Origin of the sequence: Arenibacter sp. S6351L (assembly GCF_023016025.1) — a bacterium.
GTDB lineage: Bacteria > Bacteroidota > Bacteroidia > Flavobacteriales > Flavobacteriaceae > Arenibacter > Arenibacter algicola_B.
This window is the reverse complement of the sequence record NZ_JALKBB010000004.1, coordinates 115,049-139,263: the sequence shown is the minus strand read 5'-3', so window position 1 is coordinate 139,263 and position 24,215 is coordinate 115,049. Positions and strand designations below refer to the sequence as shown.

17 protein-coding genes are annotated in these 24,215 nt (G+C 40.1%); 12 read left to right on the top strand and 5 right to left on the bottom strand.

Annotated features, from left to right (window positions below; translation table 11 throughout):
- Nucleotides 1-21 precede the first annotated feature (21 nt).
- The 7 genes from MWU82_RS05035 (at nt 22) to MWU82_RS05005 (ending at nt 7,455) form a co-directional block, all read left to right on the top strand.
- Nucleotides 22-615: an NTP transferase domain-containing protein gene (locus tag MWU82_RS05035; RefSeq protein WP_247095471.1), complete on the top strand. Its 594-nt coding sequence runs from the start codon at nt 22-24 to the stop codon at nt 613-615.
- A gap of 49 nt (nt 616-664) precedes the next feature.
- The gene (locus MWU82_RS05030) at nt 665-1,741 is read left to right on the top strand and encodes a HesA/MoeB/ThiF family protein (RefSeq protein WP_247095470.1); all 1,077 of its coding nucleotides are present in this window, start codon (nt 665-667) and stop codon (nt 1,739-1,741) included.
- Between the two features lie 232 nt (nt 1,742-1,973).
- Nucleotides 1,974-2,840, top strand: a complete 867-nt coding sequence (locus tag MWU82_RS05025; RefSeq protein ID WP_247095469.1) for a polysaccharide deacetylase family protein — start codon at nt 1,974-1,976, stop codon at nt 2,838-2,840.
- A 31-nt stretch (nt 2,841-2,871) separates the two neighbouring features.
- The gene (locus MWU82_RS05020) at nt 2,872-4,071 is read left to right on the top strand and encodes a molybdopterin molybdotransferase MoeA (RefSeq protein ID WP_247095468.1); all 1,200 of its coding nucleotides are present in this window, start codon (nt 2,872-2,874) and stop codon (nt 4,069-4,071) included.
- 2 nt (nt 4,072-4,073) lie between these two features.
- On the top strand, nt 4,074-5,084 hold the full coding sequence (locus tag MWU82_RS05015) for an XdhC/CoxI family protein (protein WP_247095467.1): 1,011 nt from the start codon (nt 4,074-4,076) through the stop codon (nt 5,082-5,084).
- Nucleotides 5,084-5,689: a nucleotidyltransferase family protein gene (locus MWU82_RS05010; protein ID WP_247095466.1), complete on the top strand. Its 606-nt coding sequence runs from the start codon at nt 5,084-5,086 to the stop codon at nt 5,687-5,689. Before MWU82_RS05015 ends, MWU82_RS05010 begins: the two co-directional genes overlap by 1 nt.
- Before the next feature lie 671 nt (nt 5,690-6,360).
- Nucleotides 6,361-7,455, top strand: a complete 1,095-nt coding sequence (locus tag MWU82_RS05005) for an amidohydrolase family protein (RefSeq protein ID WP_247095465.1) — start codon at nt 6,361-6,363, stop codon at nt 7,453-7,455.
- A 19-nt stretch (nt 7,456-7,474) separates the two neighbouring features.
- Here MWU82_RS05005 and MWU82_RS05000 read toward each other — a convergent pair whose 3' ends face one another.
- Entirely contained in the window at nt 7,475-7,615 is a 141-nt protein-coding gene (locus MWU82_RS05000) for a hypothetical protein (protein WP_215948198.1), read from the bottom strand.
- A gap of 715 nt (nt 7,616-8,330) precedes the next feature.
- Here MWU82_RS05000 and MWU82_RS04995 point away from each other — a divergent pair.
- Together MWU82_RS04995 and MWU82_RS04990 are read left to right on the top strand one after the other, a co-directional pair.
- On the top strand, nt 8,331-8,876 hold the full coding sequence (locus tag MWU82_RS04995; RefSeq protein WP_215948197.1) for a hypothetical protein: 546 nt from the start codon (nt 8,331-8,333) through the stop codon (nt 8,874-8,876).
- 211 nt (nt 8,877-9,087) lie between these two features.
- Nucleotides 9,088-11,316 carry a TonB-dependent receptor gene (locus MWU82_RS04990; RefSeq protein WP_247095464.1) on the top strand — a complete coding sequence of 743 codons (2,229 nt, stop codon included), beginning with the start codon at nt 9,088-9,090 and terminating at the stop codon, nt 11,314-11,316.
- A 387-nt stretch (nt 11,317-11,703) separates the two neighbouring features.
- On the opposite strand, the gene recQ is transcribed toward MWU82_RS04990, so the two are convergent.
- On the bottom strand, nt 11,704-13,830 hold the full coding sequence (gene recQ / locus MWU82_RS04985) for a DNA helicase RecQ (RefSeq protein ID WP_247095463.1): 2,127 nt from the start codon (nt 13,828-13,830) through the stop codon (nt 11,704-11,706).
- 169 nt (nt 13,831-13,999) lie between these two features.
- Between recQ and MWU82_RS04980 the strand changes: the two genes are divergently transcribed.
- The 3 genes from MWU82_RS04980 to MWU82_RS04970 all read left to right on the top strand — a co-directional run bounded on the left by MWU82_RS04980 (nt 14,000) and on the right by MWU82_RS04970 (nt 16,982).
- Nucleotides 14,000-15,079: a metallophosphoesterase gene (locus MWU82_RS04980; protein WP_215948194.1), complete on the top strand. Its 1,080-nt coding sequence runs from the start codon at nt 14,000-14,002 to the stop codon at nt 15,077-15,079.
- Nucleotides 15,080-15,281: 202 nt separating this feature from the next.
- The gene (locus tag MWU82_RS04975) at nt 15,282-16,064 is read left to right on the top strand and encodes a hypothetical protein (protein ID WP_215948193.1); all 783 of its coding nucleotides are present in this window, start codon (nt 15,282-15,284) and stop codon (nt 16,062-16,064) included.
- A 579-nt stretch (nt 16,065-16,643) separates the two neighbouring features.
- Nucleotides 16,644-16,982: a hypothetical protein gene (locus tag MWU82_RS04970; RefSeq protein WP_247095462.1), complete on the top strand. Its 339-nt coding sequence runs from the start codon at nt 16,644-16,646 to the stop codon at nt 16,980-16,982.
- A 967-nt stretch (nt 16,983-17,949) separates the two neighbouring features.
- Here MWU82_RS04970 and MWU82_RS04965 read toward each other — a convergent pair.
- From MWU82_RS04965 to MWU82_RS04955, 3 genes are all read right to left on the bottom strand, one after another.
- On the bottom strand, nt 17,950-20,820 hold the full coding sequence (locus tag MWU82_RS04965) for a hypothetical protein (protein ID WP_247095461.1): 2,871 nt from the start codon (nt 20,818-20,820) through the stop codon (nt 17,950-17,952).
- Nucleotides 20,821-21,013: 193 nt separating this feature from the next.
- Nucleotides 21,014-21,265 (bottom strand): hypothetical protein, encoded by a 252-nt coding sequence (locus MWU82_RS04960; protein WP_215948189.1) that lies wholly within the window; start codon nt 21,263-21,265, stop codon nt 21,014-21,016.
- A 50-nt stretch (nt 21,266-21,315) separates the two neighbouring features.
- Nucleotides 21,316-23,892 carry a DUF4838 domain-containing protein gene (locus tag MWU82_RS04955; protein ID WP_247095460.1) on the bottom strand — a complete coding sequence of 859 codons (2,577 nt, stop codon included), beginning with the start codon at nt 23,890-23,892 and terminating at the stop codon, nt 21,316-21,318.
- Between the last annotated feature and the right edge of the window lie 323 nt (nt 23,893-24,215).

Sequence of the window (24,215 nt, the reverse complement as noted above, 5' to 3'; positions counted from 1 at the left end):
TTAAAATAATAACTACGAATAATGAGCTCCACTAAAATATATGGTCTAGTACTTACCGGTGGAAAAAGTACCAGAATGGGAACCGACAAGGGATTGATAGAATACCATGGCGTAGCACAACGTGAATATCTATATCAACTCCTGCAAACGGTATGCGAAAACACCTATATGAGTATACGCGAGGAACAGGCAACGGAATTCTCGGCGAATCACAATCTAATTATTGATCAGAACAAATTTAAAGGTCCCTACAACGGTCTACTAAGCGCCCACAATTTTAATCCTAGCGTAGCATGGTTGGTATTGGCCTGCGATCTGCCGCTAATGGATCAGGATGCCCTTGAACAACTGATCTACTTAAGGAATCCGGACAAATTGGCCACTGCCTTTGCTACCAGGGAAAGTGGCTTACCAGAACCGTTATGTGCCATTTGGGAACCTTCCGGTCTACAAAAATCATTGGATTATTTAGAAAATGGGCCCGGTACCTGTCCGCGTAAATTTTTGATCAATGAAGATATTAAATTGGTATTTCCAGAGAATGAAGAAGTATTATGGAATGCCAACTTTAAGGAAGACTATGAAAAGGTATTGCTAAAATTAGCTCACAATTAGGGAAAGAGGCAGGCTACGGAAATTATAAAAATTGGATTGCTATTTGTTTATGAACACCAATAGATACCAGAGACAGACCATTTTAAGGGATTTTGGTCCAGAAGCACAACAAAAACTAAAAGGTGCCAGTATTTTAGTGGTTGGTGCCGGCGGATTGGGCATTCCTGTTTTACAATATTTGAATGCCATGGGGGTTGGTACTATAGGTGTGGTTGAGCAGGATGTTATTGAAATCACCAACCTGCAACGACAAGTGCTGTATACGGAAAAGGATTTGGGAAGATCTAAAATTGAGGTTGTGCTGGAGCGATTAAGTTCTCAGAATTCCGACACACAAATCAGAACTTTTGATACTTTTCTCACTAGACACAATGCCTTGGAAATTATTTCTGAATTTGATGTTATAGTAGATGGCTCCGACAATTTCCCAACGCGCTATTTAATAAATGATGCCTGCATAATCCTAAAAAAACCATTTGTTTCGGGCGCCATTCAGGGCTTCGAAGGCCAACTAAGTGTCTTTAATTATCAAGGCGGTCCTACCTATAGATGTTTATTTCCAAAAATGCCTACGCGAGAAGAGATACCAAATTGCAACGAGAATGGGGTATTGGGGGTAATTCCCGGTATCATAGGAAATCTTCAGGCATTGGAGGCCGTAAAAATAGTTACTGGTATTGGCGAAGCATTAAATGGTAAACTACTGTTATTCAACGGATTAAATCAATCTTATCAAACCATTACATTTAGTCTTCAACCAGAAAATTTATTATTGAAAAAACTTCAAAAATCCTATGGAGCAGAACCTTGTGAAGCAACTATTGGCATAAGGGTAGAGGAAATTGAGGAAAAGTTAAACGCGGGCATAGCTCTTCAGATAATCGATGTAAGGACTGTAGTGGAATTTGAAAACTTTTCCTTACCGCAAGTTAAAGCTGTAAATATTCCCTTGGACGAATTAAAGGGCAGAATAAAGGAATTGGACTTCCAAAGACCAATTTATCTACTTTGTCAATCCGGAAAAAGAAGTGAAATGGCAGTAAGAATATTGGAAGAGTTAAATAGCAAAATTGAACTTTACAATATCATAGGAGGAGTTGATAAGTTTCTAGCGCTTCATAATTAGCACTAGTATTATTTGGGCCTCAACAGCCTACAAATTAGAATTATATGGCCAAGTATTACGACCTAGAGCGATTGGGGTTTTATTTTACCTCATCCGGAACAGCGGAAAAAAGCAGTTCCGACCTCTCCAAAGGAGAGGTAAAATTATACTAGAACCCCGGCTACCCAAACAGGCTAATAGCAAAGCCTTAATGCAATTTTTAGATTAAAACTGATTAAAACAACATAACGATATGGCCAACCAATACGACCTAGAGCGATTGGGGTACAGCAAAGATGACACCCTTTTGATGATTCATGCCGATGACGCCGGTCTATCATGCTCAGAAAACGCAGCCACCATTGAAGCTTTGAAAAAAGGGATTGTAAACTCCTATAGCATAATGGTGCCCTGTCCATGGTTCTTGGATATGGCCAATTTCGCCAAAAATCACCCGCAGTACGACTGCGGAATTCATTTAACATTGACCTGCGAATGGAAACAGTATAAATTTGGCCCCGTTCTGCCTTATTCCGAGGTGCCAAGCTTGGTGGATAAGCAAGGTTTTTTCTATGCCAAAAGGGAGCAAGTAAAAAAATTGGCGAAGCCAGAGGAGGTTAAAAAAGAACTGAAAGCACAAATTGATAGGGCATTGGCAGCTGGAATTACACCTACCCACTTGGATTCCCATATGTACACCTTAGGGCTGACCAAAGAATTGCTGGACGTATATAGGGAATTAGGCAAGGAATATAAACTGCCCATTTTCTTAAGTGAAGAGTTACTGGAAGGTGTCGGGAATCTTGCCTCACTACTAGATTCGGATAGCGTTGTACATAAAGTACATATAGGCAATTTTGGAGCCATGGAGAGTATAGGTTTACATGAATTGTATACACAATTATTAAAAAATCTAAAAGCAGGATTAAATGTGATTTTAATACATCCTGCCTTTGACAATATGGAAATGAAGCAAGTGTGTGTGGACCATCCCAATTTTGGTTCCCAATGGCGACAAATGGATTTTGACTTTTTCACGGACCCCAATACAGCTGCCCTGCTCAAAGAAAGGAACATTAAACCCATAACCTGGAGAGAAATACAAAAGATAACCCTTTAACAAATCTCCTATTAATTGTAACTTGTGTTCCATGATTTCCTTTAAAGACGCTTATAAAAAAGTATTGGACCTTTATCAGGACTTTGGCCATGAACAGGTTCCCTTGGAAACGGCTATGGGCAGAGTACTTGCCGAAGATATTGTGGCCGATAGAAATTTCCCTCCATTTAACAGGGCTACCAAAGACGGAATAGCCTTAAACTACGATGCTGTTGAAATAGGGAATACCTCGTTTAAAATAGAAGGGGTATTGGCCGCAGGGATGCCCTCCCAACTTCTGGAAAACACTTCCAATTGTCTAGAAATAATGACAGGGGCCGTAGTTCCGGGAAACGCGGATACTGTGGTGATGTACGAACATTTAATTATTGAAAACGGATCGGCCACCCTTACCAAAACCCCAAACAGGGGACAGGACATTCACCTCAATGGAAGTGATCAGAAAAAGGGAGATCTGGTTTTGGAAAAACACAGCACCATATCAGCCGCAGAAATAGGGGTATTGGCTGCCGTGGGAAAAGCATCCATTAAGGTACGCACACTGCCCAAAGTAGCAATCGTATCCACAGGGAACGAATTGGTAGAGGTAGAAGAAATCCCCTTGCCCCATCAAATACGCAAATCCAACATCCATACCCTTTACGCAGCATTGTCGGAAGAAGGTATTGTCCCGACCAAGCTCCATTTACCAGATGAAAAAGCCAGTATTAAAAACGCCCTTCAAAATACTTTAAAGGAGCATAACGCAGTACTTTTAAGCGGTGGGGTATCCAAAGGCAAGTTCGACTTTCTTCCCCAAGTATTGGAAGAATTGGGTGTAGAAAAAATATTTCACGGGGTTTTCCAACGTCCAGGAAAACCATTTTGGTTCGGAATTCAAAGAGATACCAACACAGTGGTTTTTTCCTTTCCCGGTAACCCGGTATCCACCTTTGCTAATTATAATGTCTATTTTAAGGATTGGTTAAGACGTTCCTTGGGCCTTCCACAACCAAAAATTGATGTTATCTTAAAAGAGGCTGTTGAGGTGAAGGGCGATTTAACTTTGCTGTTAAGAGTTAAACTAAGCTTTAACCGAGGGCATTTAGTAGCCTCCCTGGTAAAAGAGAATGGGTCCGGGGACCTCTGCAGTTTGGTGAATACGGATGGATTTATAGTTCTAGAACCCAAAATTGATGCGTATGAAATAGGGGAGTTGGTACCTTTTGTCCCTACCAGAGATTTATTATAATTATGACACACGAACTAAAAAAAATTATACGCGAATATCAGTCGGCCACTTCAAAGGGCCTAAAATGTGTTCTGGCCACTGTAGTGGCACTGGACGGTTCTTCCTACAGAAGACCAGGGGTAAGAATGTTGATCTTGGAAGACGGACATATGATAGGGGCGGTAAGTGGCGGATGTGTTGAAAAGGAAGTAGTAAGACAGGCACAGTCCGTTTTTTCCGATGAAATATCCAAGGTAATGACCTATGACGGTCGATATCGGCTAGGTTGCGAGGGAATTCTTTATATTTTGTTGGAGACCTTTAGACCGGACAAGCTTTTTTTGGAAACCTTTGAACAAATCATAACATCAAGACAGCATTTTAGAATACGATCCTTTTTTGAAAAAAAAGAGGGCCCCAATGCCAATTACGGCTCAACCGTCGTATTTGGACAGGAGCAATTGCCACTGTTGCCCGGATTCCATGGCCAAGACAAGCTTGAGATTTTTGAACAAAACATGAAACCCTGTTTTAAACTATTTATTATTGGCGCCGAGCATGATACGGTGCAGTTATGTAACTTTGCCGCCATGGCCGGATGGGAAGTTACCATCGTAGCCGACCCTTCCGAAGAAAAGAATATTCTGGATTTTGAAGGAGCCCATGAACTTCTGGGGATATTACCAGAGAGCTTTCCATTGGCCGAAGTGGATGGGCATACCGCCATTATTCTAATGAACCACAGCTATTCCAAAGACTTAAAGTATTTGTTGACCTTAAAGGACTCAAAACCAATATACTTAGGGCTTTTAGGGCCATATAGAAGAAGGGAAAAACTTTTTAACGAACTAATGGAACTAAGCCCTGATATTTCGTACGAATTCCTGGACGGAATCCACGGACCGGCCGGACTCAACATTGGCGCCGAGACCCCTCAGGAAATAGCCATATCCATTGTTGCCGAAATTTTATCGGTCATTAGGGAAAAGGAACCAATGCTCTTAAAAAATAAAGAAACCGGGATTCACGATTGATGCCTAAAAAATTAAAAATAGCGATTTTGATCATGGCGGCCGGTACTTCTTCCCGAATGAAGGCCATAAAACAATTGTTACCCTGGGGAAATACTACCTTAATCGGCAATGCCCTTAGAAATACCCAAGATTCCAATGCCAATACCATACTGACCGTTTTAGGGGCCTATAGGGAGGAAATAATACAGGCAACCGACTTTAAAGGCTGTGAAACAATTTATAACCTCGATTGGAAAATGGGATTAGGAAATTCCATTGCCTGTGGAACCAAGCATCTTCTGCGGCAGGACCCGGACTATGATGGTATTTTAGTAATGCTGACCGACCAACCCTTGATAGATAATCAGTATTTAAATGTGTTGATCCATAATTTCTCCAAGACCAAACACAGTATTGTAGCTACCAAATACAACAATAGGGTAGGAGTGCCCGCTATTTTTGGAAAAATCCATTTTGAGGCCCTACTGGCATTGAATTCCGATTATGGAGCTAAGGAAATTATCAAAACCCATATAAATGATGTCCTTTCCCTATCCCCTAATGGAAAAGAAGTAGATATAGATACTTTGGAAGAATACGAGCGGGTGAAAAAGAGTAATAAGTAGTCTGTGATCACTTGTATCTACAGTGAACAGTTGGTATTTTCTAGATTTAATGTTCAAAGTTATTTAATCCAAAAACCCTATACGTCATTGCGATGAGCTAGGGCGAAGAAGCAATCTCTTTCTTATAGAATAGGCAGTGGCGGCTGGTAGTAACAAAAAGTGGTTCCAAATTCAAAATCTTGAATGAGTGGAACAAATTCCATTACTTCATTGCGATGAGCTAGGGCGAAGAAGCAATCTACTTCTTAAATAGTGGGCAGCCGCAAAGAGATAATCTCTCCATTAACAAACAGATTGCCACGCTACGCCTGCCTAGCGGCAGCCTTGCGCTCAATGACATATATAAACGATCCTTCCCCCATATCGCTAAAAAGGGAATTCAAACATAATTCAAAAAATAAAAGGTATTAAACCTCAGGGCAAGCCCTGAACCCAATAATAGGAATCGACCCTAGGGTCGAGGTATTGAACCTAGATCCCGCCGAAAAAGGCGGGATTAGTTCAACTTGCAATTTTAAGTGCGTCTTACTGACTTCTCAAAATTGAGTTTCACTAATAAAACAACAGTTGTAACGCTAAGACCAAACAATTAATTATCTGGATATTTTTTAGCTTCAAACTTTAGGTTGTCCTCTATATAGCATAAATTTAGGATCTAATTTGATGACGTAATGACTTTAAAGAATTTAGTCCCACTCTGCATTTTGCTTATAGCCCTTTCCAATGAAGCTTTTTCCCAGAACATGAGTTTCGAGGAATACAATCCCGTTTCAACCCTTAAAGTCCCTGGAAAGGAAATACATAGGGCCAAATTTCCATTTATAGATGTTCATGGCCATCAGTACCAAATGCCGACACAGGACCTCTCCCTGCTAATTGCAGATATGGATAAGCTCAACTTGGCAATCATGGTCAACCTTAGTGGTGGCTCGGGAGAAAGAATAAAACAATCATTGGAGAATATAAAGAACCATTATCCCAACAGATTTGCGGTCTTTGCCAATGTGGATTTTGATGGAGTTGGCAAACCGGGCTGGTCCGAGAAGGCCGTTGCACAATTGGAAGCCGATATAAAGAATGGCGCCAAGGGACTTAAGGTGTATAAAAGTCTAGGATTGCGGGATACCGATACCTCTGGAAAACGATTGGCCGTAGATGATGATCGCTTAAGTGCCATTTGGGAAAAATGTGGGGAAATGGGCGTACCGGTCCTAATCCACTCAGCCGACCCCAAACCCTTCTGGGATGAGGTGAATTCGGATAACGAACGATGGTTGGAACTAAAAACACACCCTAGGAGAAAGCGCTCGGCAACGGACCCGGCCTCTTGGGAACAGATAATTGGGGAGCAGCACAGGATGTTTAAAAAGCATCCGAAAACCAATTTTATTAATGCCCATATGGGATGGTACGCCAATGATTTGGGCACCCTGGCCAGTTTATTGGACGAAATGCCCAATATGTACGTAGGTATTGGGGCCATTATTGCAGAATTGGGCAGACAACCGAAAAATGCACATAAATTTTTTGTGAAATATCAGGACCGAGTCCTATTTGGTAAGGATAGTTGGAAACCGGAAGAATTCCCTACCTATTTTAGGGTACTGGAATCCGATGACGAATATTTCCCGTACCACAAGAAATACCACGCCTTCTGGGCCATGTACGGGATGGACTTACCCGATGAAGTACTAAAAAAGCTATACTACAAGAATGCACTAAAACTTATCCCTGGATTGGACAGGAGCTTATTTCCAAAGGATTAGCAATGCCCAAAAAATTGGGCTATTTACTTTCCCTGGGATTTTGAATCTTTTCCAATTTCCCATATTCCTGAAAAATACCACAAGAATCGGGTTTTTTAACAAGGGACTGTTCTTTTTTTCTTTTGGCCAAAGCTTCAATCTGTGGTGATAAAAATGACATATCTAACTTTTTTTGTGATATAAAATTACTTTTTTTTAAGAACGCGTTTGGAATTAAATTGTTGTTTTATTGTTAATTTTTTTATTCGATAACTATGGCTACAGAACTTCCCTAGTCAATCCCAACAGGAGTTCTCGATACAAAATGCCAAACGGCCCGTCACTTCGAGTGATTTTGCATAACGAAGTGGAGCAAAATTGTATCGAGAGGCCCACGAACTGACGAGAGTACTATCAATATCAACATTCAACTTCAAACTTTTAACTACAGTCAGGAGTTACCAGTGCAATTTCTCCTCGCTTTTGCTCGATCGAAATGACTTCCTAGTTTTGAACTTGAAACTTTGAAACCTTAAACTTTTAACATCCGAACATTCAACTTTAAACTGCATGCAGGAGCTACTAGTGCGATTTCTCATATTCATTCGAAATGACTTTCTATTTTTAATATTTATGTAAATCTAGATTCGTTAGAACTTTCTACACTTTTAAACTTCTATCTTCTAGGCTCTTGGTTCTTTTTCAACCAATTTACTATACCCATTTACCACTTCTCAATACTCTCTTTTAATTACTCACTACTAACCTCTCCTTAAAAAAATCAACAGAATGTTTCACGATATTTTAACAGTTAAACCGTTGCGATTTTATATTTTTCAGCAAAAATGAAATCCAACACATATATTTTCAGAAAGTAGAGTAAAAAAAAGGTATCCGTGACCCAGAAAATTGAAAAAGGCTTTAAGCCGTGGTTGTTTAGAAGTGTAGCTGTCTTTATTGGCATCTGCTATCTAATAGCCCCTTTGCAGCAGGAGTTAACGGAACTCATGCACCTTTTATCCCATTCCCTGGATCAAGGAATGGGGCATCACTCCATTGCCTCACATACACATGATTTTAACGACCATGACGGGCAGAATAAAGCCCAGGCTATGGCATCAACCTATTCACTAGAATCCCATGAACATATAGCATCAAACGAAATAGGCTTTCACAGTCACCCTCATTCACCCAATTCGGAACCCCATAAGCATGAGGTTATAGATTTTATGAGTATGGCATTCAGTGATTCAAGCCCTACCCATCAAGACAACGACAAGATTAAGGTGCAATCCGATTTGGACAAGCATATAGTGGTCGCCCATTATAAAACTTCCCCTGGCATAACTATATTTACCAAATCCTATTTTTCCAAAATACAGGAAAACACTTCCAAAGGAATTCATTACCCCATGGTACCTCCTCCAAAACCCGCTTGTTAATTTTTGGAACGTAATAATTTCCAAAAGGCATCCAACATCCTATACTGGATAAATTGGTTCGCTTCTAAATTGTTATTATCCAATCCCAGGATACTTTAAAGAAAAGGCATTCAACTTCTTCCAGTTCAAAGCCAATGGCTTTACATGGATAGGTATGCCCAAAATATATATCAAGGATAGCACCTAGCTATTCGGAATAAAAATTAATACTATGATTAAAAAAACCCTTGGCCTATTGATTCTTTTACTTTCCGGTACCTTAAATGCGCATACCATAAGTGGAACAATAACCAACCAGGACAACACGCCCCTTAGTGGAGTAGGGGTCTACAATAAGAATACGGGTAATTATACCTACAGCAATAATTCGGGAGCTTTTAGTCTGGCAAACGTAACCATCAATGATCGTATCTATTTTTACAGTCTTGGATTTAAGAACAAAGAACTACTCATATCTGAAAATCAGTTGGATACACCACTTCAGATTGTCCTGGAAGAGGCTGCAGTTTCCTTGGATCAGGTGGTACTGGTATCCAATATAAATGCCATGAGCAACTTTGTAAACGTGGACGTTAAATCCGATCCCGTTAAATCTTCCCAGGAAATACTTAGGAAGGTACCTGGTCTCATAATTGGCCAGCATGCCGGTGGCGGTAAGGCCGAACAAATTTTCCTAAGGGGATTTGATATAGATCATGGAACGGATATCGCTATAAATGTGGATGGTTTACCAGTAAACATGGTATCCCATGCCCATGGCCAGGGTTATGCCGATATGCACTTTATAATACCTGAAACCATAGATAATATAGATTTTGGCAAGGGACCTTACTATGCCGATAAAGGTAATTTTAATACGGCCGGCTATGTGGACCTCACCACCAAAAAAACATTGGATAAAAATGTGGTTAGCATGGAGGTCGGTAAATACAATACCTTAAGGGGCTTGGGGATGCTAAAACTATTGGAAAGCGATGATGACAATGCCTATTTAGCCTCAGAATATTTGATTTCCGACGGAGTTTTTGAATCTCCCCAGAATTTTAATAGAATTAACATTATGGGACGGTACAATCATAAGGACGATGACGGCAACGAAGTGAATTTGACCGCCTCCCATTTTCAGAGCAAATGGGATGCTTCGGGACAAATTCCCCAACGGGCCGTTGATAATGGAAACATTGGCAGGTTTGGCGCCATAGACGATACCGAAGGGGGCAATACCAGCCGTACCAATCTATTATTGAATCATGACAAACAATTGGACCAGCATAGCCGGTTTAAATCCAAGTTCTTTATTTCCAAATATAGTTTTGAGCTGTATTCCAATTTTACATTTTTCCTTGAAGACCCCATTAATGGAGATCAAATAAAGCAAAAGGAAAATAGAACCCTGATCGGGGGAGAGAGCAGTTATGATAGAACCATACATTTAGAAAATAATTCACAGTTCAGATTCAATACGGGTTTAGGGTTTAGATACGACGACATTAACGAGGTAGAGCTTTCCCATACCATGAACAGAAAGACCACCTTGGAGCAACTAGCGTTGGGCAACATAGATGAATTGAACGCCTATGGGTTCTTCAATATAAATTACAAAATCAATAGGTGGAACATTAATCCGGGTGTTCGTATAGACTATTTAAAATTTGATTATGAAAATTTATTGACGACGGCCTATGACCAAAAGAGTGAAAACAAATTGGTGGTCAGTCCCAAGCTAAATGCCATTTACCAGGCTTCCCAAGACCTTCAGTTGTATGCAAAAACCGGAATAGGGTTTCATTCCAATGATACCAGGGTAGTCACAGCCAATAATGGGGAAAGAATATTGCCATTGGCCTTCGGGGCCGATATAGGAACAATTTATAAACCAAAAGACCGATTGGTATTGAATATGGCCCTGTGGCACCTTTTTTTGGAGCAGGAGTTTGTATACGTGGGGGATGCGGGAATTGTGGAACCTAGTGGTAAAACCAAGCGTTTTGGGGTAGACCTAGGAGCGAGGTACCAGCTAACGGATTGGTTGTACGCCTATGGCGATGTTAATTACACCTATGCCAGAAGCGCGGAAGACCCTAGTGGGGAGGATTATATTCCATTGGCACCAGACCTGACTTCTTCGGGCGGACTTACCTTTAAGGGATTTAAGAACCTATCGGGGGGAGTGAACTATCGATTTATTAAAGACAGACCTGCCAATGAGGACAATTCCATTATCGCCGAGGGGTATTTTGTAACTGATTTCAATCTGAATTATTCCTGGAAAAATTGGAGTTTTGGACTCATCGTGGACAACCTGTTTGATACGGAATGGAACGAGACCCAATTTGCCACCACCAGTAGGTTGTTCAACGAAACGGAAGCGGTAGAAGAAATCCATTTTACCCCTGGTACGCCGTTTTTTGCCAGGGGCAAGGTATCTGTTAGTTTCTAACGGAGGTTGTAACCAAATTATAGCTCCTTCCCTAAAGTCCTCTGAGGGGAAGGTGTTTTTTTGTGTCGTTCTTATCAAAAACTTTCTACCCTATAAAGAGTTCTCGATACACAATGCCTACCGACACGTCACTTCGAGTGATTTTGCATAACGAAGTGGAGCAAAATTGTATCGAGAAGCCCTCGAACTGACAATAGTACTTTCAACATTCAACTTTAAACTTTTAACTACAGTCAGGAGTTACCAGTGCGATTTCTCCTCGCTTTTGCTCGATCGAAATGACTTTCTAGTTTTGAACTAAAATTGGGGTATTACCAACCTATTTTTTAAACTTGAAACATTGAAACCTTAAACTTTTAACATTCAACCTTCAACTTTCAACTCAATTTATAAAATCTTCTCCCTTTCAATAATGCTGAGTGCCAAACGAATAGTAGAGTATTCCAATTTTTCTTCAAAATGCTCAAAATAAGGTTTTAGGCCTTCCGGATCTTGAAGTTCTTTCTTGGCCTCGGCAACTTTGGCTACATCTTCTTTCGATATCAATTGATATATGTCTATATCCTTCCCGTCATGGTACAACTTTTCCAAATGGGCCAAAATGGTATTGGGCTTTAGGCCCCTGATCTCTGCAATTTCCTCAACGTTTTTACCTTCCTTAAACAGCTCATAACTTTCCAATGCCGTGTCCGATTTCCTTTTTTTCTTCTTCTTTTTCTTTGGGTTTGTTTCTATAAAGGCCTTGATTTCATTGATGAACATTTCCCCATACACTTCCAATTTACGTTGCCCAACTCCGTTGATCTCTTTGAACGTTTCACTGGTCACCGGCTTTTTGGATTCCATTTCCTTAAGGGTGGCATCATTGAAAACAAGGTATGCTGGAATATTCTCCTCCAAAGAAATTTGAAACCGCAATTGCCGAAGTTTTTCAAACAGGGAATTTTCATTAACCGACTTGGACTTGCTTTCCTTGCGGACCGCGATTTGCTCTTCCTTGGACAAGGGCTGACTCAATTGTACCTTGGTGTTATTGAACAATACGGCCTTGGCCAAATCGGTCAAACGAAGTACGTTGTTCTTATGAAAGGCAATCTCGCAGAGGCCTTGGTTTATAAGCTGTATGGTATAATGCTGCCAATGGTTCCATGAAATATCCTTGCCAATGCCATAGGTCTTTATTTCCTGATAATTTTTATCCAAAATGTTGGCATTCTGCGCGCCCCTCAGCACATCTATTACTGTTCCTGTTGCCTCCGACTCCTTAAGTCTGGCAATGGTAGACAATATCTTTTGTGCTATTACCGTACCATCAAAAAACTGTGGTGGATTTTTACAAACGTCGCAATTGCCACAATCGGCCTGCAAATACTCCCCAAAATAACTCAGTAAAATCTTTCTTCTACAGCTAGAGGCCTCCGAAAACTGCTTCATACGCTCCAACTTGGCCAACTGTACCTCCTCATTGGCGGCGCCAGAGGCAAATCTTTGCAACTGGATTACATCGGCATAACTATGGAACAAAAGAGCATGTGCGGCCAGTCCGTCCCTTCCGGACCGACCTATTTCCTGATAATAGCCTTCTATATTTTTGGGCATATTGTAATGTATCACCCAGCGCACGTTGGATTTGTCTATTCCCATACCAAAGGCAATGGTGGCGCAGACGATCTGGGTCTTGTCAAAAATGAAATCCTCCTGTACCTTATTGCGGCTGTCAAAATCCAATCCCGCATGGTAGGCGGCTGCCTTGATACCGCTATTGCGGATCTTTTCTACCAGGGTTTCAGTGGATTTTCGACTTAAACAATAAATAATGCCGGATTCATTGGGTCTTTGTGTTATAAATTGAAGTATTTGGGACACCCTATCATGGGCTGCACGTACTTCCAATGAAATATTCTTTCTATCAAAGGAAGCCAAAAATTGCTTGGCATTGGGAATCTGCAATTGTGCCAAAATATCCTGGCGGGTAGCCTTATCCGCGGTAGCCGTTAAAGCAATAATAGGTGTTTGGGGCAGGGAAGCCTTTAAAAATCCCAATTGTTGGTAAGACGGCCTAAAATCGTGTCCCCAGGAGGAGATACAATGGGCCTCGTCTACCGCCACACAACTAACAAACTCTTCCTTTAAAATAGGGGACAGGCCCTGCAGGCTTTCCGGTGCTACATATAGCAACTTTAATTCCCCTTTATGGGTGCTGTCCAATATGGCCTGTTGTTCCTCGGCAGACTGACTACTATTAAAAAAAGCTGCGGGAATACCGTTGGCAATAAGTCCATCTACCTGGTCCTTCATCAAGGCAATTAATGGCGAAATTACCAAGGTAGTGCCCTTGAACAATAGGGCCGGTAACTGGAAACAAATAGATTTTCCGCCCCCGGTAGGCATGATGACCAAACAATCCTCCTTATTTAAAACCGAAGTGATAATGGCCTCTTGTTGTTGTCTAAAGCGATCAAAACCAAAGTACTTTTTTAGATAGGGAACTAATTCGTTCTGGAAATCGGGCATGGGTATCGGTAAAACTTTTGTAAGGAACGAAAATAATCATATTTGGAGTCCTACAACAACTTTCAAGGTCTTAAAATCCCAAGAAATAAATCAAAATAGAACAACGGTCTTTTTGGTCTTAACCTAAAAAGGTTAAATTTATCCATTGCAACCATAATAATCCACCAAAATGAACCTAAGACACTGTTTTTGCCTTTTTGTTTTATCCCTTTTCTTACTTTCCACTGCAGCAAGGGCACAAGAAGCCTATATGCCTCCCAAATTATCCAATCCGGATTCCTGGTCCATTATTTTGGTTCCGGACACCCAGACTTACGTGAAATTTGAAAGAAACCAGGGCACCTTGGAAACGATGACCGCTTGGATCAGTGAAAATATAGATGCCCTAAATATAAAAATGGTGCTGTGCACGGGCGATTTGGTGGAGCAGAACGAACTACTGGTCCCGGACAAAATAAACGGAAATATGCCCAGTAGGGACCAATGGAGGGCAGTCTCGCACGCCTTTGAGCGTCTGGACGGGAAAGTCCCCTATATCTTGGCAGCGGGCAACCACGATTTTGGTTATAAAAGTGTTGAAAACCGAAAATCCAATTACAGCCAGTATTTTCCTGTGCATAAAAACTTATTGAATGCAAAGGCTTTACGCGCCGCTGGAAAGAACATAGATGGATTGCCCTCGGTTGAAAATGCCACCTATGAACTGATATCTCCCCAACAAAGAAAATTTTTATTTCTGAACCTGGAATTCGCACCACGTGACACTATTTTACAATGGGCCAACAATGAGATTTCCAAAGAAATTTATAAAGATCATACCGTGGTAATGCTCACCCATTCCTATCTAAGTGCCCAAAACGAGCATAAGGAAAAAGAAAACTATCCCATAGAAGATGCCAATTATGGTAAGGCCATATGGGAAAAGCTAGTGGCCCCTTCCAAGAACGTACAAATGGTCTTTTCGGGCCATATTGGCTCCCCTGATAATTTTAAGGGACATACCGCATTTAAGGTGGACAGGAATGCAGCCGGCAAAAAAGTGAATCAGATTACTTTTAATGCGCAAGCCATGGGTGGAGGTTGGAATGGAAATGGGGGAGATGGTTGGCTCCGTATCATGGAGTTTTTACCCGATGGCAAGACCGTAATTACTACAACATTTTCACCTTATTTCGCCATCTCGCCAGCTACACAAAAAATGGCCTATCATCGGGACGACTACAACAATTTTAGCTTTCAATTGGATTGATGCTACTATAAGAAGGAGTAATTACAACGGTTTTTGGAAAAAGATCCTGATAATTAAGGCTTAATTCGCCCTGAAATCAATTCGTTTGTAAGATATTTCTTAATAATACATACTGTAAGTCGAAAATCTGCGTTTTTTTTAACACAATATTATATAAGGGCTTATTTTAGCCGAGTTAAATATGTTTTAAACCCCACAAACAATGAAAACATTTAATTATTTAGTTTTAAGCTTTGCATTTATTTTGATGGCTGCTTGTAGCAATGATGCTATGAATAGTTTAAATGATGAAAGTCTGACCCCCGAACAAGTTAAAGCCCAAATGCAGGTCAATTCAATTTCTGACGGACTGGACGAGTTGGTCTCAGAATTATTGATCAACGACAAAGCAGGAAAAACTAACAAGACCAACACAGAGTGTGCAACACTTGCATTTGCTGAAGAAAGTATTACGGTAGTATACAATCAATGTATCATACAAGGTAAAACCATAAGTGGAACCATTGTATTAACTGGAAACAATGGTAGTACCGATGGCAGCAAGGGCAGTTTTGAAGTTACGTTTACCGACTTCACTTACAATGATTATTTATTGAACGGCACCAAAACCATGTCTTTCGATTTCTCTGATCCCAACAGTCCAACATTTACTGTAGTTACCGATGCCACTTTTGAGGATGACAATGGAAACACTGTAATCTGGAAGGGAAATAAAGTACTTAGCTGGCATTTGGATCAGATCAATGCTGAAGGAGCAGATGTTACCTGTACAGGAGATTGGGACATAACCGTAGATGGTATAACCTACGAATTTACAGTGACCGAACCATTATCCGCCAACTTGGGATGCGCCTTTATTACTTCTGGCGTTATGCAATTGGAAGTGAATGGTATGATGGCTTCCTTGGACTTTGGTACTGGTAGTTGTGATCAAACGGGTACTGTTACCTATCCTAATGGAGAATCTGAAGAGATTAGCTGGTAGTTACAAATAATTTATAACGATATTTTGAAACCCCGATGCATTGCATCGGGGTTTCTTTTTGATCCTAATGGTGTAGTTTTTCTATTGTTAATTGAAAATTGATTGCTAAAAAGGAAATTAAGATAGCCTAGACAGTTTGATTTAAGTCGAAATCGAAGATTCACGAAAACCTATCAAAAGCAATAAGAAACACTTAAGTAAATTGAAAATAGGTTGCTTACGGGTCCCGTCAACTTATAACCCTTCGGCTCCGCTCAGGGTACACCCGCGGATTGGGACTAGTGTTAAATTAAAGATTTTAGGGCAGGAGGGGAGTGAAGAGGGTAATTCAATTCTGAGAATAGTAGGGAGCTAATGAAAGGCAAGGTTTCCAGAGAAATTAGGCCGTTTGTCGAAGAAATAACCCAGTACGTCGATGCTACGAAGGTGTTAATATTGCTTTAAACTAATGTTAATGAGGAATTTACTAGTACAAAAGTGGGAATTTTGTCGTATCTTTTTAATTCAAATCAATAAAATCAAATTATATAAGAGTGTACCAAAGAAAAATCCGTTAACCCTAAAACAAAGCTTACACCTATGGAAACAACCCCAAAAATTAGTAGAAATTTAATTAGCAGGCCTTCCAACAGTGGATGTATTCTAAAATTGGAGCGTACCAATAATGATTTATGCCAATTGGAAAGAAAATTGACCTCTTATGTATGTGAACCCAACACATACTCCTTGTTTATTAAATCTGAAACCCTCCGACAAACTTTAAGTAGCCTGAAAAATTCGAATTCAGAATTGATCAAGGCCTTAAAGAGGGAAAAGGATTTAAAGATTGAACTCTTTGAGAAAACAATGGCTCAAATTCGTTCTTATCTAGAAATACAAAAATCAGTTGAAGAATACAGCAACATGTTGAGGTATTAAAACATTCCTATAATTTTCCTGTGACTGTTTAGACAACTAACTGCATTCACCTAAAAATGAAAACATCATTGGAAAATTAGGAAGAAAAGCTCCGGACATTTATATCCGGAGCTTTTTTTTGGATTTAAAACGTTCCTAGAGTTTTTTTTAAATTATCCAGTGGATGATTTTAATGATCGGCGGGACGATGTAGAGGGAATGAGTGGAAGAGGGTTTAATGTAATTCCCGGCCACGGCAACCAACTCGTTAAAATTGGTGTATACGAGGACTTCGCAGGAGTACTTCAACTATTCTATTTTACATAATGTAAATTATAGAACAAATATGCTTATAGCGTAAAACGGCGTATGCTTGCATTTTACATAATTGCAGATATAACTTACGCGATAGCGTATTATATCGTTAGCCATTATGTAAAAGCCGTTTTACTGGAATGTCTCTTTCCATTAAACTTTTTGCACACTAGGCCAACGGCATCATCTCGCCGAAAAAATCAATTACCCACTGGGTCATCAATTTTTATCGCGTATGTAAAAGCCGTTTTACTGGAGTGGTCGTTTCCATTAAACTTTTCGTTTACTAGGCCAACAATACAAATATGAACACACACCATAGTTTCAATATTCCGTACAAAAGCCCAGGAATTTTCAAATACGCCAATTATGAGTTGCCAATAAATACAGTTACCGTTGTCAATCTGCCCGTGCCACGCTAAAAATTCTAAAGATTGGGAATCTTTGGAATTTTGAGCGAGTTGATGCGGCTGTAAATTTTTCAGGAAATTCCTGCCTACGTCAGCCAGGATTGTCATCTTGCTGCAACTTCTTAACACTACCTTACTCCCTGTTGAAGCTTTACTTTAAATGCTCTAACATTATGTAAAATAGGATATTAATTTCAAAGATCTAGTATCTCTGAAATTAATCCGTTCTGAAACTTTTAATCGAGGTATTATATTAGAAGAGATCAGCAAATTCGTTTACGCCAAATGCCTCTGCCCCTAGTGCAAACATATAAGTACCCATTGTCATATTGCATTTTTCGAATTCTTACTTTGGGTAAATTCATATCAAAAGGAGACCAATGATCACCGTTGTCATAGGATATGTAAATCCCATTACTCGCACCTAAATAGAGAATTTCATTATCAATCGGATGGGGTACCAAAAACCAATAATGGGAATCATTATCCAAATTTGGTGCTATTTCTAGCCATGTCCTGCCTTCGTTCAAGGATCGTTTTACCGTCCTGTAACCTGAAACGTACAAACATTCCCTTCCGCCTACTACTGAAATAGCCAGATGATATAGTGCAGTAGACCCAGGAAGTTTCGGTAGGGTTTCCCAACTCCGCGAATCATCAACATTGTTCTTCCTATAAACATCATGATTCCACGAAATAGCATAGGCTTTACCAGGTGTTTTTTTTGAAAAAGAAATGGCAATAATATAACTGCTAGGTAAATCCAAACTCTCTTCCCATTCCGGTAAGTTTTCCCAAGTTCCAGCCGGATTAAGGAAAGGCAGTTTGTTCCCTTCCCGGGTAATTAATATGGATCCCTCCGGAATTACCTCTCTAGTACCTGAAAGGATGATATTCGACCCCCGTCTTTCGTCAACGGCCATAGCCATGTTGTCCGATGGAGCAGCAGAACCAAAATCACCATAAAAACGGAAGTCGCCGGGATATATAATCATCCACTGGCGACGCTCTATCTGAACATAATAACGTCCGATTCTCTTGGGATCTGCATGAATATTGTTTATATAAGGCCCATCATGGTCGGATTGATCCCAGTTACCTGAAGTAATATTCGCACAACTATAGACCTTTCCCCAAAACAGTCCCATTGCCATATCATTCTGTATAGCTGCACTCATATCGGCTGTAACCAGATTTAGATTGAGGTTTCGACCGGCCGCGATTTCTTCATCTCTGCTAAATCCTTCAACATACCATGTGATTCCCGAATCGATAGATCGGAATACTCCGGTTTCTGTTGCAAGGTATCCAAGGCCACTTGTATTTCTGTCGAAGATAACGGCACGATATCTATTAAATTCATGATGATGAAATGTTTCAATCGCTGACCAATGATCCCCACCGTCCGACGTACGGAAAAGCACATCAAAACCCGCCAAAATTATATTTGGATCAAAGGGATTTATATCCAATGCCAGTTCAGCGGTTTCGAACTCGTCAAGAGGTTCGTTAAATGCCAATGCCCCCTTGAACTGCCATCCTTCCCCTATATTCCTGCCTCCATGTTGATTCAAATAGATTCGTTCTTTACTCATATAAACAACGGTACGGTTCGAATCTGTTTGCCGACTTCCATCTGCATTGTTATTCCCCAGAGCAATCTTAGCCGAGTAGACTGAATGGTCCAAATCGGCTTCAAACAAAAGTTCCCAAGCATCTGCACCCAATCCCCCACTAAAGGTTTTAAATACTTTGTTTCGGGATATGATGTATATAATTGAAGCATCCTCTGGATCAATTGCAATATCCTTGATATTATTGTCATGGATTTGGTTCCATCCAACACCACCATCATCAGAATAAAAAAGACCATTTTGCGAGGCTACATATACTATTTCAGGGTTGGTAGGGTGAACGGCGATTTGGTGGTAGTATCCCGCTCCTGTAATTGAGATTTCATGCCAAATACGACCACCGTTGGTGGTTTTATATAGCAAATATGGTAATTGATCAGGTTCAGAGGCAAAAGCGTAGATCACATTTTGATCCAAGTTAAAAACCGATAGTTTACGAAGGTAATTTGGAAGTATACTCTCTGAGATTGGGACCCAACTAGTTGCCGGGTAGTCAGATACTTCATTTAGGCGCCAGGCGCCAGAATGAAGCGCGGCGACATAGAGAACATCGCTGCTACTAGGGTTTAAGGCTATGTCCAAGACCATTCCCGATAAATTTATTGGCCCAATAGATTCCCAGTTGGTGGAATAGCAAACTGGATCTGGAAATGGAATTAATGGAATATCCAATTCGGGTGGATTTCTGGGAAGTCCCAGACAGAAATTACATAAATTACCCAATCCACCGCCTCCAGGAAGTAGGCCAGCCGAGTTTCTAGGCATGGGATAACCCTTTGCGCTACCAATAAAATCGAGCTTTTCTATAAATTCGACATTTGCAACGAGCTCCCTGAATTCGCTGGAACAAAGAATGACAAGACACAAGCGATCTCTGATAAGCTTTGAGACTGTAGGGTCGGCTAGCGCAGTCACCTCTTTTATGCTCCCCAGCATATGTAATGTATTCTGAACCAATGGATCTGTATTGATTCCGATCACCGCAAAGCTTCCTGCCTGATGTATTTGTCCCCAAACATAGTTGCCCTGACGACCTAGGCCCGAACGGACAATTAACTCATACCCTTCTTTTTCGGGGTTAAAACGAAATAATCTAAGGGATCGGAGAGCTACCATCCCGAGTTTTCCAGGATCGAACTTTAAGACCAAAGTGCTTCTGACTATTTCTTCCTTGCTTTCAACCCGTGCAAAAACATCGATAAATCCAAAACTTGCATTCTCTTGCGGATTTTTGCAAGTGATTAGCTTTACATTCTTAGTATCACCAATAATGGTACCGATTTCTTTAGGCCCGATTTTATCTAAAATGGCGGGACCCGGATCCAAGTTTTCCGGTATATAAACAGGCATCGCCCATTTCTTATTTAAGGTTTTACGAATTTGTTCCTCGCGATCCGCGAATTCCAATCCGGGAGTATTTTCTTCATAATCCTTTATTTCAGACCGATTATTTGAAGTTTTTTTTGAATTGGATTGTTCAGGTAAGTTGTTCTTCTCCATGGGTTAAATTTTTATCAAAATTATTTTAACTGGAGGAACGGTAAAACTACCTACTTGTTGGAAGGTCTTTACAAGATAGGGTTTAACCTCAAAAAAAACAAGACTAGCCCTTGGTAATTGTTGGCCTTAAAAAGTAAGCTTAATATTATCCTTTTCAAGATGCTGTGTTGAAGTGTGGAATCCTTAAAAGATACTAAGGATTAATTACTTGATTGTGTTTGTCTGTCCAAATACCACTGGTAAAAGTTATTAGGCCATATTTTTGATGATAACAACTTTCTCCAGTTCGGTACTCTGTGCCATCTTCTCTAAATTCTTCAACACACCATTCAGAAGCATCTGGTCCAACTTGCCTTACATAACCTTCTTCACAGCCATCACCATTACTTTCACAACCGAGACTAAAAAATACTAAAAGCAATAAATAGCTAAATTTTCTTACCATAATTTTAAGTTTAATTTATTCTTAAAATATTTGGGGAGAGCGAGGAACTTTTAATTATTCGTTATTGGTGCTTTATCCAAATAATGTATAGCGTACGCGTAATTTGCCTCCTGCCCCGCTTTTAGTTTTTTAACATTAGGCGTCATTTCCAAATTGATCTGTACTCGCTCTGGACTCCAGAAAAGGTTTAAATTTTCGAAAGTACCCGGTTTAAAACGTTGCTCGACACCAAATCCAGATTTCTGATTATAATAGGCAAAGGAACCCCCTTTAAGACCTTCTTTCATTATTGAATTTGTCTTATCCGTTGGTTTTGCATTTTCCCAACCTTGGTTAACCTGCAACCAATGGTTGGCTTTAACATAAACACCAACTTCTTGAGGGTCCAAAGAGCCTGACCCTGCATTGTATTCAGGGTGTACGAAGAAATTAAATGTACGGTCTATCTTTGATTTTAATGATGTTTCAAAGTGGATGCCATCTCCTTGGAGACTGATGGTACGTACTATTCGTGAACCATCCTTTGTTGTAAGTGCAATAATTACTTTTGTAAGGCTTTGCTCAACAATTTCATACCCCAAAATTCCATCAGGTTTTGGGCCATCTCCCTCCCTCACCCATTCTTCAAAACGAAAACGATCAAATGCACGCGTAGGTTGAACAACGTTTCTATCTGTAGGCTTATAGGTCATCTCCACCACTTTAGCATTACTTTCAGGTAATACCACTAAACTCCAATAGTTATTTTCTAATTTAATTGCTTTCATACCTGAAAAAATATTACGCATATTTTCTAGGTAAGTTTCAGTTTTTACATATTCATTATCCATTATTACATGGTATTTTGCACATAAATCAGTGTATTTCTCCAATAAAGACTCATCACTTTCATTTAATGAAGGCTTGCACAATCCATTTTCATAGGTAAGATTCATGGTAGCTACACTCAATTTTGCACGATAAACACATAGCGAAGCCTTTTCTACTCGCGTACGCACCTCTTCTGATTTTGCTAATGAAAGTGCTTCCTTAAAAAAAGAATCTATATGATCTACTGTTTCGGCATTTAAGCATAAGGGTGCTTCCGTAGAAAAAAGACCGGGGTGGCGGTTTTCTTTTTCAATCAAATTGTGATAATAGCTTAAGTAATCAATAATAGGTTCTGCGGCTTCCTTATAATGCATCCGGCAAAAGTCAATTGTTTCTTGCCAACTATCGCGACCAGGTTTCCATAGACAGCGCGAAATTACATAGTTTCGTAAGTCACTGAGCTCAGTAGAAAAACCATTTCCGGCCGCCTGCATAAATACCCCACGACCACTATTGTTTGCAAAATATTCCACATTCTTCCCAATGCTTTGTAAATTTGGAAAAGGGAGGAGATATCCCCGGAAATTGACATTATAATTCCAAATAAAGATGTTTTCGGCTATTTTATTCCAATCATCCATATCCTTACTAAATTCTTCGTTCAGGGTGCAAGTAGGATCGTCGATCGCATGAAAATTGCAACATTCAATACTACACAACATCAGCATAACATTGTCTCTGGGACGTATTGTTTTAGGTGGTTTACGCGTGTATTCGTAGGCATAAGTACCAATTAAAACCTCTGGATGCGTTTTTTCAACCCGCTCTGCTACTGCATTGACAAAAGAAATCATTGTACCCGCATGGGATTCCTCTTGAGCATCGAGAGCAGCACAGGATTCGCAGGTACAGTAACTACCATTATCCATTTGTGCAACATTAAAATTTTTCCTTGTGGGATCTTTCTCAATGGCCTCCAAAGTAGCCTCTGTTACTATGTCTAGAACGTCCTTATTTGTTAAACATAATTGTGGTCCACCGCCATGCATACTTACTTCTCGCCTTCCGTTGACCAAAGCATAGTATTCTGGATGTTCTTCGCCATAAATGGAAGGAGGAACAAGATTAGATACATTATGACTAACACGTATATACCCCGTAATACCGCCAAATTTCTCATCACCTTTAACCGCATTGGTGCGCAGTTTAGCAGCAAACGAAGGGTTTTGGAGTGTTTCACCATAATGGGAAGAACGAAAAGCAAAGGGAGGAACGTAACTATAATTTTGACCTTTGATTCTAAAATTCTTATTTTTCCCTTCCTCTGGGTAGAAAGTATGATCCTTTGTCAAGAATCTAACACCACAATATTTTTCAAAAAACTCATAAACACCATATAGTGTCCCACGGGGTTGACCACCGTAAATAGCTATTTGATTTTTGGAAATATCTATATTAAACCCTTCTTCGCCAAGCTTATTTATATTTGTCCCTAAACCAACGTTGGCAGCTGCTTCAGGACCTATTAAAATGGTTTTTCCAATCTTTGATTCGGAACTGTCTATAGGCAACTCTTTACCTGTAAATTCTCTAAAAAATCTTTGAAATTCAGTTGCTGCATACAATTCTGATACTGTTGCGCCCGAACTGCAAAAGATACCGGTAAAAGTGGACAAATTGGGCCCGTCTGCGGGTAGAGCAGCCCATTCTTCTTCTGAAAATGAGGATGCTACCTTTGGGGAACATTGTATTAAAGAACCCATTAACAAGATTAAAAACACCCCTTTTAAGAAAGTAGGTTGCATCTTTTCTTTCATTTTAATATGTATTTAGATTTGTGAAAATAACATTTTATAAAACAAAAGACCATGAATTTTCAAATACGCGAATTATGGAGCACACGGAGATAATAACTCCTTGGTCCGGTCCCTAAATTTTAGGATCCAGCGTTATCCTTAAGCCCCTACCCCACCAGTTAAGTTATTTAAGGATAACTATTAGCTACAAGGCCAACGACATCATCTCGCCGAAAAAATTAATCACCCACTGGGTCATCAATTTTTATCGCGTTTACCAAAGTTCTCTTAGGCCGGAAGTCAACATTTTTAAAGATTTGAAGGCTTATTTACTACCTTTGAAA

Bases quoted from the DNA above. Each gene is read 5' to 3' on its own strand.
- MWU82_RS05035 (WP_247095471.1), top strand. From the start codon at position 22: ATGAGCTCCACTAAAATATATGGTCTAGTACTTACCGGTGGAAAAAGT.
- MWU82_RS05030 (WP_247095470.1), top strand. From the start codon at position 665: ATGAACACCAATAGATACCAGAGACAGACCATTTTAAGGGATTTTGGT.
- MWU82_RS05025 (WP_247095469.1), top strand. From the start codon at position 1,974: ATGGCCAACCAATACGACCTAGAGCGATTGGGGTACAGCAAAGATGAC.
- MWU82_RS05020 (WP_247095468.1), top strand. From the start codon at position 2,872: ATGATTTCCTTTAAAGACGCTTATAAAAAAGTATTGGACCTTTATCAG.
- MWU82_RS05015 (WP_247095467.1), top strand. From the start codon at position 4,074: ATGACACACGAACTAAAAAAAATTATACGCGAATATCAGTCGGCCACT.
- MWU82_RS05010 (WP_247095466.1), top strand. From the start codon at position 5,084: ATGCCTAAAAAATTAAAAATAGCGATTTTGATCATGGCGGCCGGTACT.
- MWU82_RS05005 (WP_247095465.1), top strand. From the start codon at position 6,361: ATGACTTTAAAGAATTTAGTCCCACTCTGCATTTTGCTTATAGCCCTT.
- MWU82_RS05000 (WP_215948198.1), bottom strand. From the start codon at position 7,615: ATGTCATTTTTATCACCACAGATTGAAGCTTTGGCCAAAAGAAAAAAA.
- MWU82_RS04990 (WP_247095464.1), top strand. From the start codon at position 9,088: ATGATTAAAAAAACCCTTGGCCTATTGATTCTTTTACTTTCCGGTACC.
- recQ (WP_247095463.1), bottom strand. From the start codon at position 13,830: ATGCCCGATTTCCAGAACGAATTAGTTCCCTATCTAAAAAAGTACTTT.
- MWU82_RS04980 (WP_215948194.1), top strand. From the start codon at position 14,000: ATGAACCTAAGACACTGTTTTTGCCTTTTTGTTTTATCCCTTTTCTTA.
- MWU82_RS04975 (WP_215948193.1), top strand. From the start codon at position 15,282: ATGAAAACATTTAATTATTTAGTTTTAAGCTTTGCATTTATTTTGATG.
- MWU82_RS04970 (WP_247095462.1), top strand. From the start codon at position 16,644: ATGGAAACAACCCCAAAAATTAGTAGAAATTTAATTAGCAGGCCTTCC.
- MWU82_RS04965 (WP_247095461.1), bottom strand. From the start codon at position 20,820: ATGGAGAAGAACAACTTACCTGAACAATCCAATTCAAAAAAAACTTCA.
- MWU82_RS04960 (WP_215948189.1), bottom strand. From the start codon at position 21,265: ATGGTAAGAAAATTTAGCTATTTATTGCTTTTAGTATTTTTTAGTCTC.
- MWU82_RS04955 (WP_247095460.1), bottom strand. From the start codon at position 23,892: ATGAAAGAAAAGATGCAACCTACTTTCTTAAAAGGGGTGTTTTTAATC.